The 18,807-nt window shown below is 56.3% G+C and carries 17 protein-coding genes; 11 read left to right on the top strand and 6 right to left on the bottom strand.

The window, feature by feature from the left end; all coding sequences use genetic code 11:
• Positions 1 to 74 precede the first annotated feature (74 nt).
• Positions 75 to 1,784, top strand: a complete 1,710-nt coding sequence (gene rlmF / locus ACQUQU_RS05025) for a 23S rRNA (adenine(1618)-N(6))-methyltransferase RlmF (RefSeq protein WP_430462156.1) — start codon at positions 75 to 77, stop codon at positions 1,782 to 1,784.
• A 163-nt stretch (positions 1,785 to 1,947) separates the two neighbouring features.
• Positions 1,948 to 2,523 (top strand): YdeI/OmpD-associated family protein, encoded by a 576-nt coding sequence (locus ACQUQU_RS05030; RefSeq protein WP_430462157.1) that lies wholly within the window; start codon positions 1,948 to 1,950, stop codon positions 2,521 to 2,523.
• Positions 2,524 to 2,626: 103 nt separating this feature from the next.
• Here ACQUQU_RS05030 and ACQUQU_RS05035 read toward each other — a convergent pair whose 3' ends face one another.
• From ACQUQU_RS05035 to ACQUQU_RS05045, 3 genes are read right to left on the bottom strand one after another with little or no spacing between them, the layout of a single operon-like run.
• The gene (locus ACQUQU_RS05035; protein WP_430462158.1) at positions 2,627 to 2,851 is read right to left on the bottom strand and encodes a tautomerase family protein; all 225 of its coding nucleotides are present in this window, start codon (positions 2,849 to 2,851) and stop codon (positions 2,627 to 2,629) included.
• A gap of 21 nt (positions 2,852 to 2,872) precedes the next feature.
• Positions 2,873 to 3,319 (bottom strand): nuclear transport factor 2 family protein, encoded by a 447-nt coding sequence (locus tag ACQUQU_RS05040; RefSeq protein WP_430462159.1) that lies wholly within the window; start codon positions 3,317 to 3,319, stop codon positions 2,873 to 2,875.
• Positions 3,320 to 3,368: 49 nt separating this feature from the next.
• Positions 3,369 to 3,998 carry a glutathione S-transferase family protein gene (locus ACQUQU_RS05045; RefSeq protein WP_430462160.1) on the bottom strand — a complete coding sequence of 210 codons (630 nt, stop codon included), beginning with the start codon at positions 3,996 to 3,998 and terminating at the stop codon, positions 3,369 to 3,371.
• A gap of 281 nt (positions 3,999 to 4,279) precedes the next feature.
• Here ACQUQU_RS05045 and ACQUQU_RS05050 point away from each other — a divergent pair, with 281 nt between their 5' ends.
• From ACQUQU_RS05050 to ACQUQU_RS05060, 3 genes are all read left to right on the top strand, one after another.
• The gene (locus ACQUQU_RS05050) at positions 4,280 to 5,161 is read left to right on the top strand and encodes a LysR family transcriptional regulator (RefSeq protein ID WP_430462161.1); all 882 of its coding nucleotides are present in this window, start codon (positions 4,280 to 4,282) and stop codon (positions 5,159 to 5,161) included.
• A gap of 519 nt (positions 5,162 to 5,680) precedes the next feature.
• The gene (locus ACQUQU_RS05055; RefSeq protein WP_430462162.1) at positions 5,681 to 6,127 is read left to right on the top strand and encodes a hypothetical protein; all 447 of its coding nucleotides are present in this window, start codon (positions 5,681 to 5,683) and stop codon (positions 6,125 to 6,127) included.
• Between the two features lie 109 nt (positions 6,128 to 6,236).
• Positions 6,237 to 6,488: a hypothetical protein gene (locus ACQUQU_RS05060; protein WP_430462163.1), complete on the top strand. Its 252-nt coding sequence runs from the start codon at positions 6,237 to 6,239 to the stop codon at positions 6,486 to 6,488.
• Positions 6,489 to 6,746: 258 nt separating this feature from the next.
• Here ACQUQU_RS05060 and ACQUQU_RS05065 read toward each other — a convergent pair whose 3' ends face one another.
• A complete protein-coding gene (locus ACQUQU_RS05065) occupies positions 6,747 to 7,511 on the bottom strand; it encodes a GntR family transcriptional regulator (protein ID WP_430462164.1) in 765 nt (254 codons plus the stop codon).
• A gap of 341 nt (positions 7,512 to 7,852) precedes the next feature.
• Here ACQUQU_RS05065 and ACQUQU_RS05070 point away from each other — a divergent pair, with 341 nt between their 5' ends.
• From ACQUQU_RS05070 to ACQUQU_RS05095, 6 genes are all read left to right on the top strand, one after another.
• Entirely contained in the window at positions 7,853 to 8,707 is an 855-nt protein-coding gene (locus ACQUQU_RS05070; protein ID WP_430462165.1) for a (Fe-S)-binding protein, read from the top strand.
• Complete coding sequence (locus tag ACQUQU_RS05075; RefSeq protein ID WP_430462166.1) at positions 8,707 to 10,302, top strand: LutB/LldF family L-lactate oxidation iron-sulfur protein; 1,596 nt, start codon at positions 8,707 to 8,709, stop codon at positions 10,300 to 10,302. The genes ACQUQU_RS05070 and ACQUQU_RS05075 overlap by 1 nt, the downstream gene beginning before the upstream one ends.
• Complete coding sequence (locus ACQUQU_RS05080; protein ID WP_430462167.1) at positions 10,299 to 10,955, top strand: LutC/YkgG family protein; 657 nt, start codon at positions 10,299 to 10,301, stop codon at positions 10,953 to 10,955. Before ACQUQU_RS05075 ends, ACQUQU_RS05080 begins: the two co-directional genes overlap by 4 nt.
• Positions 10,956 to 10,973: 18 nt before the next feature.
• The gene (locus ACQUQU_RS05085; RefSeq protein WP_430462168.1) at positions 10,974 to 13,790 is read left to right on the top strand and encodes an FAD-binding and (Fe-S)-binding domain-containing protein; all 2,817 of its coding nucleotides are present in this window, start codon (positions 10,974 to 10,976) and stop codon (positions 13,788 to 13,790) included.
• Between the two features lie 171 nt (positions 13,791 to 13,961).
• Positions 13,962 to 14,891, top strand: coding sequence for a Dyp-type peroxidase (locus ACQUQU_RS05090; protein ID WP_430462169.1), 930 nt, complete (start codon positions 13,962 to 13,964; stop codon positions 14,889 to 14,891).
• A gap of 12 nt (positions 14,892 to 14,903) precedes the next feature.
• Positions 14,904 to 15,440 (top strand): isochorismatase family protein, encoded by a 537-nt coding sequence (locus ACQUQU_RS05095; protein WP_430462170.1) that lies wholly within the window; start codon positions 14,904 to 14,906, stop codon positions 15,438 to 15,440.
• Between the two features lie 56 nt (positions 15,441 to 15,496).
• Here the strand turns inward: ACQUQU_RS05095 and ACQUQU_RS05100 are convergent, their stop codons facing one another.
• Together ACQUQU_RS05100 and lon are read right to left on the bottom strand one after the other, a co-directional pair.
• Complete coding sequence (locus ACQUQU_RS05100) at positions 15,497 to 16,297, bottom strand: substrate-binding periplasmic protein (RefSeq protein ID WP_430462171.1); 801 nt, start codon at positions 16,295 to 16,297, stop codon at positions 15,497 to 15,499.
• A gap of 91 nt (positions 16,298 to 16,388) precedes the next feature.
• Entirely contained in the window at positions 16,389 to 18,770 is a 2,382-nt protein-coding gene (gene lon, locus ACQUQU_RS05105) for an endopeptidase La (RefSeq protein WP_430462172.1), read from the bottom strand.
• Positions 18,771 to 18,807: the final 37 nt, after the last annotated feature.

The following is an 18,807-nucleotide window of genomic DNA, read 5'->3' on the forward strand; positions in this document are numbered from 1 at the left end:
CGCTCTGCGGGGCTTTTTATTTTAAACGGCTGGCTCTGCTATCATGTGCGCAATTCCATCCTTGGTATACCGCCTTGAGCTCATCAAAAAATCCCTGGGAAAGATCGTCCCGCCAAACGACAGATTCAGCAGAACAGGATCGCTCTGGCGAACCGGATGCTAAGGCTTTCCCGTCTGAGGCTGGTCAGTCGCCCTATGGCCGCCGCGACCCCCGCGCCGACCACAAGCCTTACGACCGTCGTGACCAGCCGCCGCGTGATGGTTCCCGCAGCGCCCCGCGTGATGATCGCCCGCCACGCTCAGCCGATGGCGAACGGTCGTCCCGTCCGTACGAGCGTAAAGAGCGTACGCCGGCGCACGGTGACCGTTTCGACAAACGCAGCGAAGGCCGCTCAGAAGGTCGTGGCGAATGGCGCAATAAAGGTCGTGATGACCAGTCCCGCTCATCCGAGCGTAAACCGTACGACAAGTCGTCTGGCAAATCCGCCTACGAACAGCGTGAAGGCCGTCCTGCCCGCGCAGACGATCGCCGTGATTTCCGCAGCAACGAACGTAGCTCAGCACGCGGTGAGCGCACTGACCGTGGCTATGGTCGCAATGACCGCAGCGGTGACCGTAGTTTCAGCCGTAACGAGCGTGGCTCTGAGCGCGGTTCTGAACGCAGCGGTGATCGTGGTGACCGTAATTTCAGCCGTAATGATCGCGGTTCTGAGCGCGGTTCTGAACGCAGCGGAGAACGCGGTGACCGTAGCTTCAGCCGCAACGAGCGTGGCCCGGACCGTGGCACTGCACGCGGCGAGCGCAGTTTCTCCCGCGAAGAGCGTCCGCGCAGCGGTTTCGGCGGCCGCGATGGCGCGCGCCCGCGTGACGATTACAAACCCCGTACCGAAGGCGCCGCCAACCCGTGGAAAGAAAAAGCCGCGGGTCTGCATCCGCAGAACCCGCATCAGGGCCGCTACGATATGGATGCACTGGTGCAGGCCGTACCGGAACTGGCCGGCTTTTTAGCGCCGAATCCGCGTGGCGAACAGACCATCGATTTCAGCGACAAGCAGGCGGTGGTGTGCCTTAACCGCGCGCTGCTGAAACACGTGTATGGTGTCGAGCACTGGCATCTGCCTGACGGCTTTTTGTGCCCGCCCATTCCGGGGCGCATGGATTACCTGTGCCACCTGAAAGATCTGCCGCGCCAGAAAGAATCAGACGCACCGCTGCGCGTATTGGATATCGGCACTGGCGCCAACCTGATTTACCCGATTCTGGGCAGCCGCGCCTTTGGCTGGCAATTTGTTGCCACCGATTGTGATGCCGCGGCCATCCGCAACGCGCACAAACTGGTGACCGAAAACCCAACGCTGGCAGGCATTGATATCCGCATGCAGCGCAAACCCGATTTATTGTTCACCGGCATTATCAAAGCCGGCGACTATTTCGATCTGATGTTGTGCAATCCACCCTTCTTCGGTTCGCAGAAAGAAGCCGAAGGTCAGGCGATCCGTAAATGGCGCAACTTAAAAGGCGAGCATAAATCGACCAATCGCAACTTTGGTGGTCAGAGCAACGAACTCTGGTGCGAAGGTGGTGAACTGGCTTTTGTTAAACGCATGATGCGTGAGAGCAAAGAGTTTGGCGCTCAGGTGGGTTGGTTTACCAGTCTGGTATCCCGCGATGAAAACCTGCCTGATCTCAAGCGTGTGCTGCGTCAGCTGGAAGCGGCCGACGTGCGCATCGTGCCGATGGCCCAGGGGCAGAAAAACAGTCGCTTTATCGCCTGGCGGTTTTAACGCTCTGTCATTTTGATGCTTTAGCGTTTTAATGCTTGAGTGTTTCAGCGCCAGTCGGCTTAGTGTCGGCTGGCGTTATTCCAGTCTGAAATATCAATCAATTCATGAATAACGCCGCAGCGACACGCAAAGCTGCAGCGTTATTGCAACCAGAGTCGGTTCTATGTCTGCCACCCATTTGTCCGCCCATCTGAGCTTTGCCACGTCGAACGACCTTGACCAATGGCTGGCACTGAACCACGGTTCTGAGCGTGAACTCTGGGTGCGGATATTCAAGAAAGGCTCGGGCATTGCCAGCGTCACCTGGGAAGAGATGGTGATTGAGTCGCTGTGCTGGGGCTGGATTGATGGCCTGAGAAAGTCACTGGATAACGAATCCTATATTCAGCGCATCACCCCCAGACAAGCCCGCAGTGTGTGGTCGAAAAAGAACCGGGAGCACGTCGAGCGCCTGATCAGCGAAGGCCGTATGAAAGCGCCGGGGTTGGTTCATGTGCACGCGGCGCAGGCTGATGGCCGCTGGGAAAACGCCTATGTGGCCAGTGAAATGACCGTGCCCGAGGATTTTCTGGCCGCCCTTGAGAAAGTGCCCGACGCCAGGCGCTTCTATGACACGCTCACAAAATCGAACCGCTATGTCATTGCCTACGGCCTCAGCAGCGCGAAGAAGACCGAAACCCGCCAGAAGCGGTTTGAAAAATACATGGGGTCGCTGGTGAAGCAGGAAAAACCCGTCTAGAAAACGATGAATAACGGGCACACACAGGGTGTGCCCGTTATTGTCTTGCCCGCTTTAGCGGAATTATTGCCTGGCCAGGATGTCGGGCCTCAGCTTTTTGATCTCAGGTTTTTTGGCCTTTCGCTAAAGCCTGAGCTTTGCGCAATTCCGTCACCTGATCAAAACCTATGCCCCAGTTGTCGGTGTTGATTTCATTGATGATCACGAAAGTGGTCGCCGGATTTTTATTCAGCACATCCACCATCAGTTGTGTAGCACCGGCAATCAGTGCCTGTTTCTGTTCTTTGGTCACCTGTTCGTCGGTGATCTGAATATTAATGTAAGGCATAAAAAGCTCCGTTATTTCAATTTAAAGGTCGGCGTACATTTTGTTTACGATCAGCCACTTTCCCTGTTCTTTCAGTAAACCGAGAAAGTCGATATAGGTCCGGCCAAGCAGGGGACACAGCACTTTCACCATGGCCTGCCCGTTCAGTACTTCCATCGCCAGCAGCTGATAGCTGAAGGCGTCACCGCGCTGTTGCGGTGTTTCCCGTTCGTTGACCAGCGCCAGCCATTCGGCCAGCGTGCGTCTGAGCCCGGGGGCTTTTAATACGGCGTCGGCGTGAAAAATACGGCGTAACCTTTCACTGTCGCCTTCGTGCAGACCGGTAAAATACGCACGGATCAGATGATTAATCTGAGCGTAATCGTCTGCGCTTGCGGTGCCTGAAAGCGGCCGGTTGCTCATGGCGCCAGCCACAGTTGCCTCCGGCGTGCTTGCCTGATGGTTCGTCACTTCCGTTACCAGCGTCATAACGCATCCCCCTGTTTAATGCAGGCAGTCAGTGGGCACTGACTGCGGCTTATTGCAGTTGCTGCTGTGCGTCCTGTTCGGCTGCGAGTGCCGCGCGGAAGCTGTCCATCGCCATCACATTGCTGATCATGGCCCGGGTTTTTTCGCCGATGACAATATCCACCGGAAAAGCCGCGCCCCAGCGGGAATACACCGTCAGCATGATGTCGGCGGCCGACACCTGATTTCCCCCCAGAAACGGCTGCTGTTGCAGTTGTTGTTCAACCACGCGCCACAGGGCATTAATGCTGTTGGTGGCGGCGGCAAAAAAGGCGCGGCGGGTGTCGTCGTCGGCCATATTCGCCGCCGCAAAAAACAGGCGGCTGTAGGCCGGGTGCATGCTGGCGTTGGCAAACATAATGTTGCGGATCGCCTGCTGGCGCTCGCTGCCTGCCGCCGGCAGTAAGTGGCTCTGATGCTTTTCCAGAATGTGCAGCATGATGGCGGCACCCTCGCGCAGCAGTTGCGCGCCTTCCGGCTGGTCGCGGTCGTGCAGTACCGGCACGACGCCCACCGGGTTTACCTGGCTGAAATCGGCCACCTGCTGTTTATGAATCAGTTCTACGTTCTGGCCCAGTTCGCGCAGCACCACCTGAGTGGCCAGTGAGCAGGCGTCGGGTACGAAATACAGTGTGTACATGGCTATCTCCGTCAGTCGTTGAATGAAGGGCCGGTTAACCGTTCTGGTCTGTGCCTGACCCCTGAGAAGCAGAATAGGGGCTTGGTGTTGTCAGATATATGGATACAATGAGAACCAGTTGTTCTCATTTTGGAAACGAATTTGGCTGATAAGACGAATGGCTTCCGGAAGCGAATGGCACCGGGAGCAATGGACTTTGGCGACGACCGTCACTGGCAACAAACAGCGCCGCTCTGGGCTTAAACGGGCGCCTAACACCGAATCGCAGGGAGTAACGGGCTATGAATAAACTGCGCGCTATACAGTTGTTTGTGCGGCTGGCGGATCTGGGCAGCTTTACCCGGCTGGCGGAACAGATGAACACCTCCAAATCCATGATCAGCAAAGAGATCAGCCGGCTGGAAGACGATCTGGGCGTGCGCCTGCTGCACCGTACTACACGCAATCTGCAACTGACCCAGGCCGGGGAAGGCTACCTGCAGCGGGCGCGCGATATTCTGGCTCAGCTCGACGACGCCGACAGCTTTGTGCAGGACCTGCAGCAGGCACCGCGTGGCCGGCTGAAAATCAACGCGCCGATGGCGCTGGGGTTAACCGACCTGTCGCTGATGTTTGCCGATTTTATGCGCGCGTATCCGGATATCGAGCTGGACGTGCATCTGGGCGATGAAGACATTGATCTGGTCGAGCAGGGCTTTGATCTGGGCTTCCGCGCCTCCAGCCAGCCGCTGGATTCGGCCTACGTCGGCCGGCCGCTGCTGCGCTTCGGATACCATGTGTGTGCCTCGCCCGACTATTTAAAACACCACCCGCCCATTACCACGGCCGCCGATCTGAAAGCGCACAATTGCTTCGAATACAGTTATTTCAAAGGCAAAAAATTCTGGCCCGTGGACGAAGGCGTGCACATCAGTGGCAGCCTGCGCGCCAACAGTGTGATGTTTATGCTGGGGGCGGTGAAAGCCGGGCTGGGGCTGGGGCTGGCACCATCGTTTCTGTGCCGCGATGCGCTGGCCGACGGCACGCTGGTCGAAGTGCTGCCGCAGGCGCGTAAACCGGAACTCACCCTGTATGCCCTGTACCCGGCGCGGCACTTTGTACCGGCGCGGGTAGTGCAATGCATCGAATTTCTCGGGCAATGGTTCGCCGAACGCAACCAATAACCGGCTTTATATAGGCTGTTGGCCTGTCGGCATTTGACAGACGGGCATGTGAAATAAGAACCTGCTGAATCATAAGTGTGCAACCGCGTTCAGCGCAGGCGTTGCGCCTGAGTGCATCAGGCTGGTCGCGGCGGCATCTTTCCAGCTGATCTGTGAATGTAAAGGCGTGCTGTTTATACAACCAGTGTATTTCGCTGGAATTGGCCAATCAGGCACGCTTTGCATTCGCGCTTGCTCGTTTTGCCCGACGGTAGTAACGTAAATAGCAGATGAATCAATAAGTTATAAGCTTGGTTTACAAGTTCATGTGCGCCACTGGGCAGAGTTAACAGGCATGCGCGTTTTTCTGGAAGGGACTTTCGAGTTATGGAAGATTTATTAGGCTGTTCAATAGGTTATGTGGGGTTTCTCGAAAGAGTCTCCCGGGATAAGTGCGCACGCACACTAATAAGCTGTTAATGCTCTATGAAGACTTCTTTCCTAGCAACACTACTATTATTTGCCGTAAATGTTTTTTGTATGGAAAATAATTTTATATATGACATCCAACGTGGTGGTTACGCTTTCGATCAATCTGATGAAATGGGTAACATCAACTTTCATGAGTTCATTGCTGTTATTAATAAATTCCCTTGGGTTGAAGAGATTGAGAAAGCAAATAAAGCGAAAAATGGTGTTTCACCAACTGTTGGAGTAACTGATAAAATTACCAATATAGTTTTGTGGTTGTCGGCTTCTGGTGAGGCTAACCAATACGGTTACCTATTAGGCATAGTCTATGACAAAACTGAGAGGTCATTTTTTGGTTTTGGCAAAGAAAGAACGAAACGTTGGGTAACCGTATACCTCACTGAAGACATGAAAGTGATTGAGAAGGCATACGAAATGTTTTTTAAACAGAATTATTCAGAGCTTTCCCTAATTTTAGTCAATTTAGAGGTGTTTATTGACGCAGAGTCACCGTAAAAGCATTAACAAGCGCATGTTGCATCAGCCACTGCGTGGCTTGGACGGTTTTTCCGCTCGTGCCTCGCTACAAAACCGCCGCAAATGCGGGCGTTATGTGTAAGTAACCATGGAAAATTGGCAATTACTGAAAGTCGTTGCGGATGGAGAGCCATTATTAATTAATGGCATCAACGTCTGGGATTATGAATGGAATGATCTTGGGGCCGATACATTTGAGGTGCCTCATCCTAGCTACCCCAAACAAAGGCATAAGTTGTGGCCCTACTACGTCGAAGCTGAAAGCAAGCGCATTGTCTTTGCTGCAGGAGAACTTAGCAATTGTGTTTGGTGCTTTTATGTCACAGCATCAAAAACATAACAAACAGGTCAAGTTCGCCCTACGGGCGGGACGCTCCGCAGCTACGCTGCTATGCGCCCCTTACCTGGGGCGTTATGTTGCCGAGTTACCCATGAAAAGTAGACACCTCACTACTACCTAATGAGGGTCTTTAAATGACTAAGGGGTTCTACCCCGCTTTAACGGACACCAGCGCCAGTCCGTCGTCACATCTCAGGCATCAGTCAGTCCTATCAAGACCCGATTCGCCCGCCTTATTCCCCACAAAAAATCCTTAAATCACAGCATCAGGCCAATCCGGCGCAGCGAGCGTTTGGCGTGGGTTTCAAAGCGGCTGCTCTGCTGCAGGGTTTCTTCAACAAAGGCCAGATGATCGTTCACGGCTTTTTGCGCCTGTTGTGAGTCGCGGCTTAATACCGCGTCTTTCAGCGCTTTGTGCTGACGCAGAATTTCATCGCGGCGGTCTTCTTTGGTGTACAGATACTGCAGGTTGGTGGCAATGGTCAGCTTGAACAGGTTGAACAGGGCGCGCATCGAGTGCAGCAGTACGGCATTGTGCGAGGCTTCGGCAATCGACAGGTGAAAGCGCCAGTCGAGTTCGGCTTCTTCTTTGTAGCCAATGCGTTGCAGGTGGCCTTCTTCCCATTCCATATAGCGGCGTTCAATGATTTCGCGGTCGGCGTCGGTCGCACGCAGCGCGGCATAATGCGCGGCCACTTCTTCCAGTGCGTGACGGAACTCCAGCAGGTCGTAATTAAATTCGCTGTGGGTCTGAAATAACTGCATCAGCGGGTCGACAAACGACAGGCCAATATTGGCGGAAACAAACGTACCGCCGCCTTGTTTGCGCGTGACCAGACCTTTGGCTTCGAGCTTGTGCAGGGCTTCGCGCAGCGATGGGCGCGATACCTCGAACTGCACGGCCAGCTCGCGTTCCGGCGGCATTTTCTGCCCGGGTACTAAGCTGCCTTCCAGAATCATCGACTCCAGCCGGCTGGCAATAATGTCGGAAATTTTACTGGCGCGGATCGCGTCATCACTCATTGGCTTATCTCCTGGCGGCCGGTTACGGGCGTGCTGGTCTATTCTCAGAGCTGGGCTTCAGGGTTGGTTTCAGCCGCCCGGAATGCCGCTCTGACCAGCGTAGTGGTCAATTGGTCAGCAGGCTTTCGATCGCCCGTCTGCCCCGGTTTCGTACTAAGGTCGGTGGCAGAATGCGCGTGAAAGCCCCATAAATGCATTGACCTTCTGCGTTGTCAGAAGGTACTTTGTGCATCCAATAATAATTCTGGGCAAATGGTAATACCAATTTGTGCAGAGGGCAAGTCAGACGGTCGGGCGCGCTTGATGCGGCTTGTGCCGCTGGCGCAACAGTGAGCAGCACGATGACACAATCTGTTTCCGCCACCCCGGTCGTTCAGTCGGTTGATCCTCAGACTGAACAGGCGAAGGGCAAGCGCGCTTATCCGGCCAAACCCAGGGCTGTGTATCTGATGGGCACCTGTCTGGTCGACAGCTTCTACGCCGACGCCGGTCTGGATGCCATCCGCCTGTTGGAAGGGCAGGGCGTGCAGGTGATTTTTCCGCAAAGCCAGACCTGCTGTGGTCAGCCGGCGTATAACTCGGGTTATGACGACGAAGCGCGCAGCGTTGCCCGCGTGCAGTTGCAGGCGTTTGCGGCGGATATTCCCGTGGTGGTGATGATGGGCTCCTGTGCCGGCATGGTGCATAAGGAATACCCGGCGCTGTTTGCCGGTCAGCCAGAGCAGGCCGACGCCGAAGCACTGGCTGCCCGTACCTACGAATTCAGCGAGTTTCTGGTCAATGTGCTGCACATCGAACAGCAGCTGAGCGACGCCGCCGACCAGAGCGCATTGCGCGTGGCCTTGCATACCTCCTGTTCCGCCCGTCGAGGCATGGGTGTGGCCGCCGAGCACAAAGCGCTGGTCGAAAATTTGCCCGGCGTGCAACTGGTCGAGCCCGAACGGGTGGCCGAATGCTGCGGCTTTGGCGGCACCTTTGCCGTTAAACAGCCGGCTATTTCGGCGGCCATGGCCGCCGATAAAGCCAGCGCCATTGCCGCCACCAATTGCAAGCGTCTGGTGAGTGCCGATTGCGGCTGTCTGATGAACATTGGCGGCACGCTGGAAAAACAGGGGCGGGCGGTCAAAACCCAGCATCTGGCGTCGCTGCTGTACGAACGACTGTCCGGCAAGGCCAGCGGTCAGGAGGGTAAGTAATGACTCACACAAACAGCGACAGCCGGATTCCGCTGGCCGATACCAGTGACATTGAAAAAATGCGCCGTGAGCTGAATATCGAACAGCGCGATTTCAGTGACCTGCAGAAACGCCACTTTAAAGTGCGGGCGAAAATGGCACTGGAAAACGACGCCCTGCGCAAAAGCTTTCGCGGTGCGTCTGACTTTTTAATGGGCAAACGCAAGGCGGTATTTCCCGATGAACAGGCGCTGTCGGGTCTGCGCGACCGCGGCGAAGCCATCCGCCAGTACAGCCTGAGCAAATTGCCGGAGCTGCTGGAGCGTCTGGAAAAAAATCTGACCGCCAATGGCATAAAGGTGCACTGGGCCGAAACCGCTGACGAAGCCTGCGCGATTATTCACGACATTCTGCAGACGAATAACGCTAAGACTGTGGTTAAAGGCAAATCCATGGTCACCGAAGAAATTGAGCTGAACCATTTTCTTGAGGCGCGCGGCATTGAGTGTCTGGAAAGTGATATGGGCGAATATCTGGTGCAGCTGGCCGGTGAAACCCCGTCGCACATCATTATGCCGGCCATTCACAAGAACAAAGCCCAGATTGCCCGCCTGATGCATGCCCGTGCCGAAACCGCCGACGGCAAAGGCGTGCCGTACACAGAAGACGTGGACGAATTAATCGGTAATGCGCGGGCGATTCTGCGCGAAAAATTCATGACCGCCGATGCCGGTATTTCCGGCGTTAATATGGCGGTGGCCAATACCGGCACCCTGTGTCTGGTCGAAAACGAAGGCAACGGCCGCATGACCACCACAGTGCCAAAGCTGCACATCGCGGTCACCGGTATCGAAAAAGTGGTGGAAGATTTTTCTCATGTGCCGGAATTGCTGACCCTGCTCACACGTTCGGCAACCGGGCAAAAGATTTCGACCTATTTCAATATGATTTCTGGCCCGCGCAAAGCGGGCGAGCTGGATGGCCCGGAGCAGGTGCATCTGGTGCTGGTCGACAACGGCCGCTCGCGCATTTTCAGTCACCCGACGTTAAAGCCGACGTTGCAGTGCATCCGCTGCGGTGCCTGCATGAACCATTGTCCTGTGTACGCCCGCATTGGCGGTCACGCGTATGGTTCGACTTATCCGGGCCCGATTGGTCAGGTGGTTACGCCGCAGATCGGCGGTCTGGAAAAACACGGCGATATGCTCAGTGCCTGTTCGTTGAACGGCGCCTGCGGTGAAGCCTGTCCGGTGCGCATTCCGCTGCCGGATTTGATCCGCGAATTACGCGCCGAAGCCAACAGTCCGGCGCAGGGCAGCGATGCCCTGCGTCAGGAGTGGCGCGCGGTAAAAGACCGTGGCGCCAAGCGTACCTGGGGTGAAAGCCTGATCTGGAAAGGCTGGGCGCTGGGGCACAAAGTGCCGCTGCTGTACCGGCTGATGACCCTGACCATTACCCGTGCGCGTACGCTGTTCCGCACCCGCAGTGCCCGTAATGTGTTGGCGCCCTGGACCGATACCCGCACCACGCCGGTACCGGCCAAACGCAGTCTGCATGAACTGGCGCGGGCCCATGGCGCCGCCAGTGAATATCCGAATAAAGAGGAAGGTTTATGAGCAGCCGGGACCGTATTCTTCAGCGCCTGCGCACCAGTGTCAGCACTCAGGCTACGGCGGCCGCGCGCGACCCTATGTCCGTTGACAGCGGCTGGCCGGTACTGCCGCGCGAGCAGTGGCTGGCGAGTTTTCGCCAGAACCTGACTGACAATCACGCCGACGTCATTGAAGTCAGCTCGGCGCAATGGCAGGACGTTGTGCTCGACCAGTTCCGTGCCCGCGGGGTGCGCACGCTGCGGGCGGGCAGTCATGCTGAAGGTCAGGCGCTGGTCGCGGCCGCCAACAACGCCGGTTTTGTTGCTGAAACCGCCATTGAAAGCGTAGAAAAATCCGCGCTGTTTAACGACACCGACGCCGGCTTCTCAGTGGCACTGGCGGGTCTGGCCGAGACCGGCACTCTGGTGGTTAACACCGGGCCGCAGGAGCCCAGAACCCTGTCGCTGGTGCCGCCGCTGAATGTGATTTTATTGCGGGCGTCGGCCCTTTACGCCAGCTTTTCGCAATGGGTGGCGCAGGGCGGTTTGCCTGAGCGCATGCCGACCAATGTGCTGCTGATTTCCGGCCCGAGTAAAACCGCCGACATTCAGCAGACGCTGGCGTATGGCGCCCACGGCCCGAAAGAATTGATTGTGATGGTCCTTACCGACGCCTGATTATCCGGAATTGATTTGATGAAAGACGCCTACCGACAATTTGCCACTGCGCTCGCCGAACAGATCGATCCTGAGCGCATTATTACCGACCCGTTGCGCACACTGGCCTTTGGGACCGACGCCAGCTTTTATCGTCTGGTGCCTGAAGTCGTGGTGACCGTAAAAGACGAGGCCGAAGTGCAGCAGGTGCTGTCGTTGGCCGATGAACTTAAGGTGCATTTAACCTTCCGCGCGGCGGGCACCAGTCTGTCGGGGCAGGCGGTGACCGACGGCGTGCTGGTGCGTCTGGGCAATGGCTGGAACCGCGCCGATGTTCTGGATGACGGTCTGAAACTGAAAGTGCAGCCCGGTGTTATCGGCGCCCGCGCCAATCAGTTGCTGGCGCCGTTTGCGCGCAAAATAGGCCCGGACCCGGCGTCGATCAATACCTGTAAAATCGGCGGAATTGTCGCCAATAATGCCTCGGGCATGTGCTGTGGTACGGCGCAGAATACCTATCAGACACTGGCCTCGATGCGCCTGATTCTGGCCGACGGCACTGTGCTGGATACCGGTGATGCCGATTCACGGCAGGCGTTTTGTAAAAGTCATTCTTCACTCTTGCAAACGCTGACGGATCTGCGCAACAAAGTGCTGGAAAATCCGGCGCTGCACGAACGGATTGTGAACAAATTCAGAATTAAGAATACCACCGGTTACAGCCTCAATGCTTTGGTGGACTTTTCCGATCCGATCGATATTATTCAGCACCTCCTGGTAGGCTCAGAAGGCACACTGGGATTTGTCTCCGAAGTGACTTATGACACGGTCGAAGAGCACGCTTATAAGGCGTCTGCCCTGTTACTGTTTGCCAACATCGAACAGACCAGCCGGGCAGTGACTGCACTGTCCACCGCACCGGTGGCCGCAGTTGAGCTCATAGACCGTGCCGGCTTACGCTCGGTGGAAGACAAACCGGGCATGCCCGCCTACCTCAAAACCCTCGATGCCGAAGCCGCCGCTCTGCTGGTGGAAGTACGCGGTACGTCAGAAGCCGAATTAAACCAACGTCTGGCCGCGACTCAGGCAGCCATTGCCGCGTTTGATACCCTCGAAGGCAAAACCTTCACCACAGATAAAGCCACCTGTGCGCTGTACTGGAATATCCGCAAAGGTCTTTTTCCTGCGGTGGGTGCTGTGCGCGCCAAAGGCACGACGGTGATTATCGAAGACGTGGCTTTCCCGGTGGAAAATCTGGCACCGGCGGTGCTGGAGCTGCAGGCTCTGTTCAGAAAATACCGCTACGACGAGGCCATTATTTTTGGACATGCGCTGGCCGGTAACCTGCATTTTGTTTTTACCCAGAATTTTACCGACGCCAAAGAAATTCAGCGTTACGCCGATTTTATGGACGAAGTCTGTGTGCTGGTGGTGGGCCGTTACGATGGCTCGCTGAAAGCCGAACACGGTACCGGCCGCAATATGGCGCCGTTCGTGGAAATGGAATGGGGTGCTCAGGCCTATGAGCTGATGTGGGACATTAAAAAAGCCTTCGACCCGGAAGGCCGCCTGAATCCGGATGTGATTCTGACCCGCAATCTGCGCACCCACATCGAAAATTTAAAACCCATTCCAGAAGCCGACGATCTGATCGACCGCTGCATTGAGTGTGGTTTCTGCGAGCCTGTGTGCCCGTCGCGCAATTTAACCCTGACCCCGCGCCAGCGCATTGTGGTGATGCGTGAACTGAAGCGACAGGAGCGCGACGGTAAAAACAGCGATTATCAGACCCTGCTGCAAGACTACCAGTATCAGGGCATCGACACCTGTGCAGCCGACGGGCTTTGCAGCATGGCCTGTCCGGTGGGCATTAATACCGGCGACCTAAGCCGTAAGCTGCGCAGCGAGCGCAATAAAAAGCACGCCGGTAAAGCCCAGTGGGTGGCCGATCATTTTGCCGGTATTACCAAGGCCAGCCGTGGCGTCTTTATTGCCACGGATTTTGCCCGTGATCTGGTCGGTGACGGCGTATTAACCACGCTGTCGAAAGGCTTTAATACGCTGACGCTGGGTAAATCGCCGCTGTGGCACGACGCCATGCCCACCGCCGCCGAGCGCATCAGTGCCTGTGATCACGGCGTAAATGAGCTGACGCAGGTGGTGTATTTCCCGAGCTGTGCCAGCCGTACCATGGGCCCGGATGCGCGTGACAACGACAGCCGCAGCCTGATGCAGGTCACGCTCGATCTGGCCGGAAAAGCCGGTGTGCACATCGCCATGCTGCCCGATCAGGATCAGCACTGCTGCGGGATGCCGCTGGAAAGCAAAGGCCATTTTGCCCAGGCCGACGCCATGCGCGAGCGCCTGAATCAGGCTCTGCTCAGCGCCTCAGACAATGGCCGCATTCCGGTATTAATCGACACCAGCCCGTGTGTGTTCCGCATGCAGCAGAAACTGGACGAGCGCATTCAGCTGCTCGATCCGGTGCGTTTTGCCAACCGCTTTTTAGTGCCGAATCTGGACATTACCCCGACCGCAGAACCGGTGGCCGTGCACATTACCTGCTCGACCGCCAAACAGGGGTTGGGTGAGGAATTAATTGCACTGGCCAAACGCTGTTCGCAACAGGTGGTGGTGCCGGCGGACATTACCTGTTGCGGGTTTGCCGGTGACAAAGGCTTTATGCTGCCGGAATTAAACGCCTCTGCTTTGGCGCCGTTAAAAGGTCAGGTGGAGCAATGTGCTGAAGGCATTTCGACCAGCCGCACCTGCGAAATCGGATTAAGCCGTCACAGCGGAATCCCGTACCATTCGCTGTTTTATCTGCTCGAACGCCTGAGTTTGCCTCAGGCCTGATAAACCGCCTGACCAACACCCCGGCGAGCAGCCTGACCAACAGCCTGACCAACAGCCCTGAACAACGGCTGGCATCAGGCTGATGACCCAGAGCAACCCGGCGCTGGCGCACTGGCCACGGTGGTTTTCCACCGTGGTATAGTACCGGCTGACGTCACAAGGAGTTGCTCTGTGTTATCCGATTCATCCCGCTCATCATCCTCTGACACCCTTTATCAGCCCGGCTTGCTGGAAGAACCCGGCCGCGCCGCGCATTATCTGGAAATGTCGCTGAATGCCTTTGCCCAGCGCGCCAGCATTGTGACCGCCATTAAGGCTGCCATCCGCCCGATGGAGGGTGTGTGGATTGCCGTGTGCTTTGGCGCCGAGGCCTGGGATCGTCTGAACCCGGAATGGCGTCCGGCCAAGCTGGTGCCGTTCACGGCCTTAACCGGCGCCAACGGTTACGCCATGCCCGCCACCCAGAGCGACGTGTATTTCTGGATTCACGGTGAAGATCAGGGCGATGTGATGGACGCTGTGCTGCAGGTGCATGACGCCATGCGCGACATCAGCCGCTGTGTGCTGGATATCGGTGGTTTTAAAAACCGCGAAGCCCGCGATTTAACCGGTTTCGTTGATGGCACCGCCAACCCGAAAGGCGACAAGCGTCTGGACGCGGCGCTGATTCCAGAGGGCGAAGCCGGTGCCGGTGGTTCGTATGTGCTGACCCAACAATGGCAGCATCATCTGCAGGCTTTTCATCAGCTCAGCGTGCACGAACAGCAGCAGGTGATCGGCCGTACCAAACAGGACAATATCGAGCTGGAAGGCGATGACATGCCGGCGACCTCGCACGTCAGCCGTACCGATGTCAAAGTGAACGGCGTCGGGCAGAAAATTTATCGCCGCAGCACGCCGTATGGCGGTGCCGATAATCACGGCCTGTATTTTCTGGCGTTTGCCTGCGACCTCGACCGCATCCGTATTCAGCTGGAACGTATGCTGGGCAACAGCGGCGATGGCTTAAGCGATCACCTGATGAAATATTCCACCCCGCGTACCGGCGCCTACTGGTTTATGCCGTCGCAAACCGACCTGAATCATTTACTGAACCGCTGAGCGGAGCCCGCCATGCTGACGAAAAATAATACCGGTCTGATGATTGTTGATGTGCAGGGCCGCTTATCGACCCTGATGCACGATTCCGAAACCTTGTTTGCGCAGTTGCGCACCCTGATCAGCGGCGCCAATGTGCTCGGACTGCCGGTGGTGTGGATGGAGCAGTTGCCGGAAAAACTGGGCAGCACACGCGAGGAAATCCGCGATTTGCTGCCTGGCGAGCCGCTGGTGAAAAATACCTTCAGCGGTCTGCAGAACGAGGCCATTCAGGCTCGGGTTAAAGCGCTGAAACTGCAGAACTGGCTGGTGGCCGGTCTGGAAACGCACGTGTGTGTGTATCAGACGGTGTCGGATTTACTGCGCGCCAAATACGATGTGCATCTGGTGACGGACGCCGTGAGCTCACGCACACTCAGCAACAAAGAATTGGGTATCCGTAAAATGGAAAGTCTGGGTGCCCAGCTGACGTCGGTCGAAATGGCGTTGTTTGAGTTGCAGAAAATCGCCGAAGGCGCTGAGTTTAAGCAGCTGATTCAGATCATTAAATAACGGCTGCGGAATTAAGGCCGGTTTAAAGACGTCTGGCTTAAAAAACGGCCACCGCGTCAGCGGTATTTCTGTGCAATGGCATCCCGCAGGCGGATATTTCCGGGAATGGCCAGCGCTTCGTTCAGCCAGGTGGCCAAGGCGTCACTCTGGCTGAATTTCCGGTAAAACCCCATAAAGAATGGCAGGTCGGTCAGGCAACCGCCGCTGCGCACGTCGGTGTCGCGGAAACCGGCATTTTTCAGTTGCCATGAATTCACATAGCGGTCACTGATGTAGGCGTCGATGCGGTAATTGCGCAGCATGCTGAACAGGCGCTGATCCGGATTATCGCCACTCAGCAATTGCAGCCGGGTACTCAGATCACCCTGATCGGTAATGTAGGCATCCAGCGCTTCGCCGTAGCCGTAATTTTTGATGGCCCCCAACCGGATTTCGTCCAGATTCATCACGCCACTGAAACGCCACTCACTTTCCGGCGTTGTGTAAAAGCAATCCTGATGGCTCATGGTGGCGGTGGTGGTCATCAGCAGCTGAGGCGCTTCGCCTTCGACCAGGGTAATCAGACCATTCAATTGGCCTGCTTCGGCGGCTTTCACCGCCCGCGACCAGGGCAGCACGCTCACCTTAAGCTCAATATTGTGCGGTTTCAGCAGAGCGGTCAGATACTCGGTGACAATACCCGGCTGCGTGGGGCTGTCGCAGGTGTACGGGCACCAGTCGGCGGCGCCCAGATGCAGCACGGTAGGTTCTGCAGCACCCGCGGGCGGCGCAGGCAGCAGACCGGCTGCCAGCGACGCCGTGGCGGCGAGCAGCTTAAATGTCAGAGTCAGTCGGCAATGGGCCATCCGGTTCAGCATGGGGTGATGCTTCAGGTCTCAGTCGAATACCTGAGTAGTGTAGGCCATCCGCCCCGTCAGGGCTGGCCGGTTTTGTAACCGGCCAGCGGCGTCAGTTGAACACACGCTGAAACACGTCGGCGTAGGAACTGGCGAAATGCGCGGTCATACCGGCGCGGATATGCTCGGGCAATTCGTCGTAATCGCGGCGGTTGGCTTCGGGCAGAATCACTTCCATGATTTTTGAACGGCGTGCCGCAATGACTTTTTCGCGGATACCGCCCACCGGCAATACCTGTCCCGTTAGGGTCAGCTCACCGGTCATGGCCAGCGGTCGTTTAATGCGTTTATTCAGCATCAGTGATATTAACGCCGTGGTCATGGTGACGCCGGCACTCGGGCCGTCTTTTGGCGTAGCGCCTTCCGGTACGTGCAGATGCAGGAAACGGTTGGCAAAAAACGCCGGGTCGCCACCAAATTCTGCCGCGTGACCGGCGGTAAAGCTGTAGGCAATTTCGGCGGATTCTTTCATGACCTCACCGAGTTTGCCGGTCAGTTTAAAGCCGCGGTTCTGGTCGTGTACCACGGCCGCTTCAATCGGCAAGGTAGCCCCGCCCATGGACGTCCAGGCCAGACCGGTGACGACGCCGGTGCCGCTTAAAATACGCTCAGCACGGAACAGCGGCGCACCCAGATAGTCGTTCAGGTCTTTCAGACCGACGTTGATTTTCGCTTTCGGATTCTCAAGCAATTGCACCACAGCTTTGCGGGCAATCTGCTGCAGTAATTTTTCCAGATTACGCACACCGGATTCGCGCGCGTAGCCTTCAATAATGGCCTTTAAGGTACTGTCGGCCATTTTCAGCTGCGATTTTTTCAGCCCGTGCCGCTCCAGCACCCGTGGCCATAAATGCTGTTTGGCGATGGCCAGTTTTTCTTCGGTGATATAACCCGACAGACGTATGGTATCCATGCGGTCGAGCAGCGGTGCCGGAATGCTGTCGAGCTGGTTGGCGGTGCAGATAAACAGCACTTTGCTTAAATCGACGCGCAGGTCGAGATAATGATCGAGGAATTCCTTGTTCTGTTCAGGGTCCAGCACTTCCAGCAAAGCCGACGCCGGGTCGCCCTGATAAGAGGCGCCCAGCTTGTCGATTTCATCGAGCATGATCACAGGGTTCGACACTTCCACGTCTTTTAACGCCTGAATCAGCTTGCCGGGCAGGGCGCCAATGTAGGTGCGGCGATGTCCTTTGATTTCGGCTTCGTCGCGCATACCGCCAACACTGAAACGATAAAATTTGCGCCCCAGGGCATCGGCCACCGAGCGGCCGATGGAGGTTTTACCGACGCCCGGCGGGCCGACCAGCAACATGATGGAGCCGGATATTTCCTGCTTGAAAGTACCGACCGCCAGAAATTCGAGAATGCGTTTTTTAACATCGTCGAGGCCGGCATGGTGACTGTTCAGTACCTCACGGGCCTGGCACAGGTCGAAGGAATCGTCGGAATACACGCCCCACGGAATGCTGGTGGCCCAGTCGAGGTAATTACGGGTTACGCCGTATTCCGGTGAGCCGGTTTCCAGCATGCGAAGTTTGTGTATTTCTTCATCAATGCGTTTACGCGCCTGAGGTGGCACGGTTTTGCCCTGCAGGCGTTGCTCGAATTCGTCGATTTCGGCGGTTTTATCGTCTTTCGACAGGCCCAGTTCTTTCTGAATGGTCTTCAGCTGCTGCTTCAGGAAAAACTCACGCTGGTGTTTGCTGATGCTGTCGTTCACCGACTCGTTGATTTCCGCCTGTAATCGGGCGACCTCAATTTCTTTCTTCAGCAACAGCAGCACTTTTTCCATGCGCTTCTGCAGCGGCAGGGTTTGCAGTACGTCCTGCAGTACCGCACCTTCGGCAGTGGTGATGGCGGCGGCGAAGTCGGTCAGCGGTGATGGCTCATTCGGGCTGAAGCGGTTGAGATAATGCTTTAAATCTTCGGAATAGAGCGGGTTGATGGTGACCAGCTCTTTAATGGCATTAATGATGGCCAGCGCATACGCCTTGGTTTCGTCCGTGTATTCGCGGCTTTCGTTGGGGTAAGTGACGCGGGCGAGAAACGGATTTTTATCCTGCAGCCATTCCAGTACCTGAAAGCGGCGTACACCCTGCGCAATAAACTGCACGCGGCCGTCTTCGCTGGTTAATTTGTGTACGCGCACCACGCAACCAATGGTGGGTATATCACCCGGTTCCGGTACGTCATCGGCGCCTTTGTCTTCAACAAACGCGAGTCCGAGCAATTTGTGTTCGGTGTTGGCCACGCGTTTGAGGGTTTCGCCCCAAATTGCCGCGCTGATGATAACCGGCTGCACCTGCGCCGGAAAAAACGGCCGGCCATTAACCGGCAATACGTGCAGCCTTTCGGGCAGAATTTGGTCGGCCGGCAGCAGTTGGTTACCGGCGTCTTCTTTACTGATGAATTCCTGATTCTTATCGGTCATGGCGAATACTGACTGAGTGACACATGGGGATTATGTG

The sequence above is a fragment of the Thalassolituus sp. LLYu03 genome (assembly GCF_050507655.1).
In the GTDB taxonomy this organism is placed as follows: Bacteria; Pseudomonadota; Gammaproteobacteria; order Pseudomonadales; family Oceanobacteraceae; genus Venatoribacter.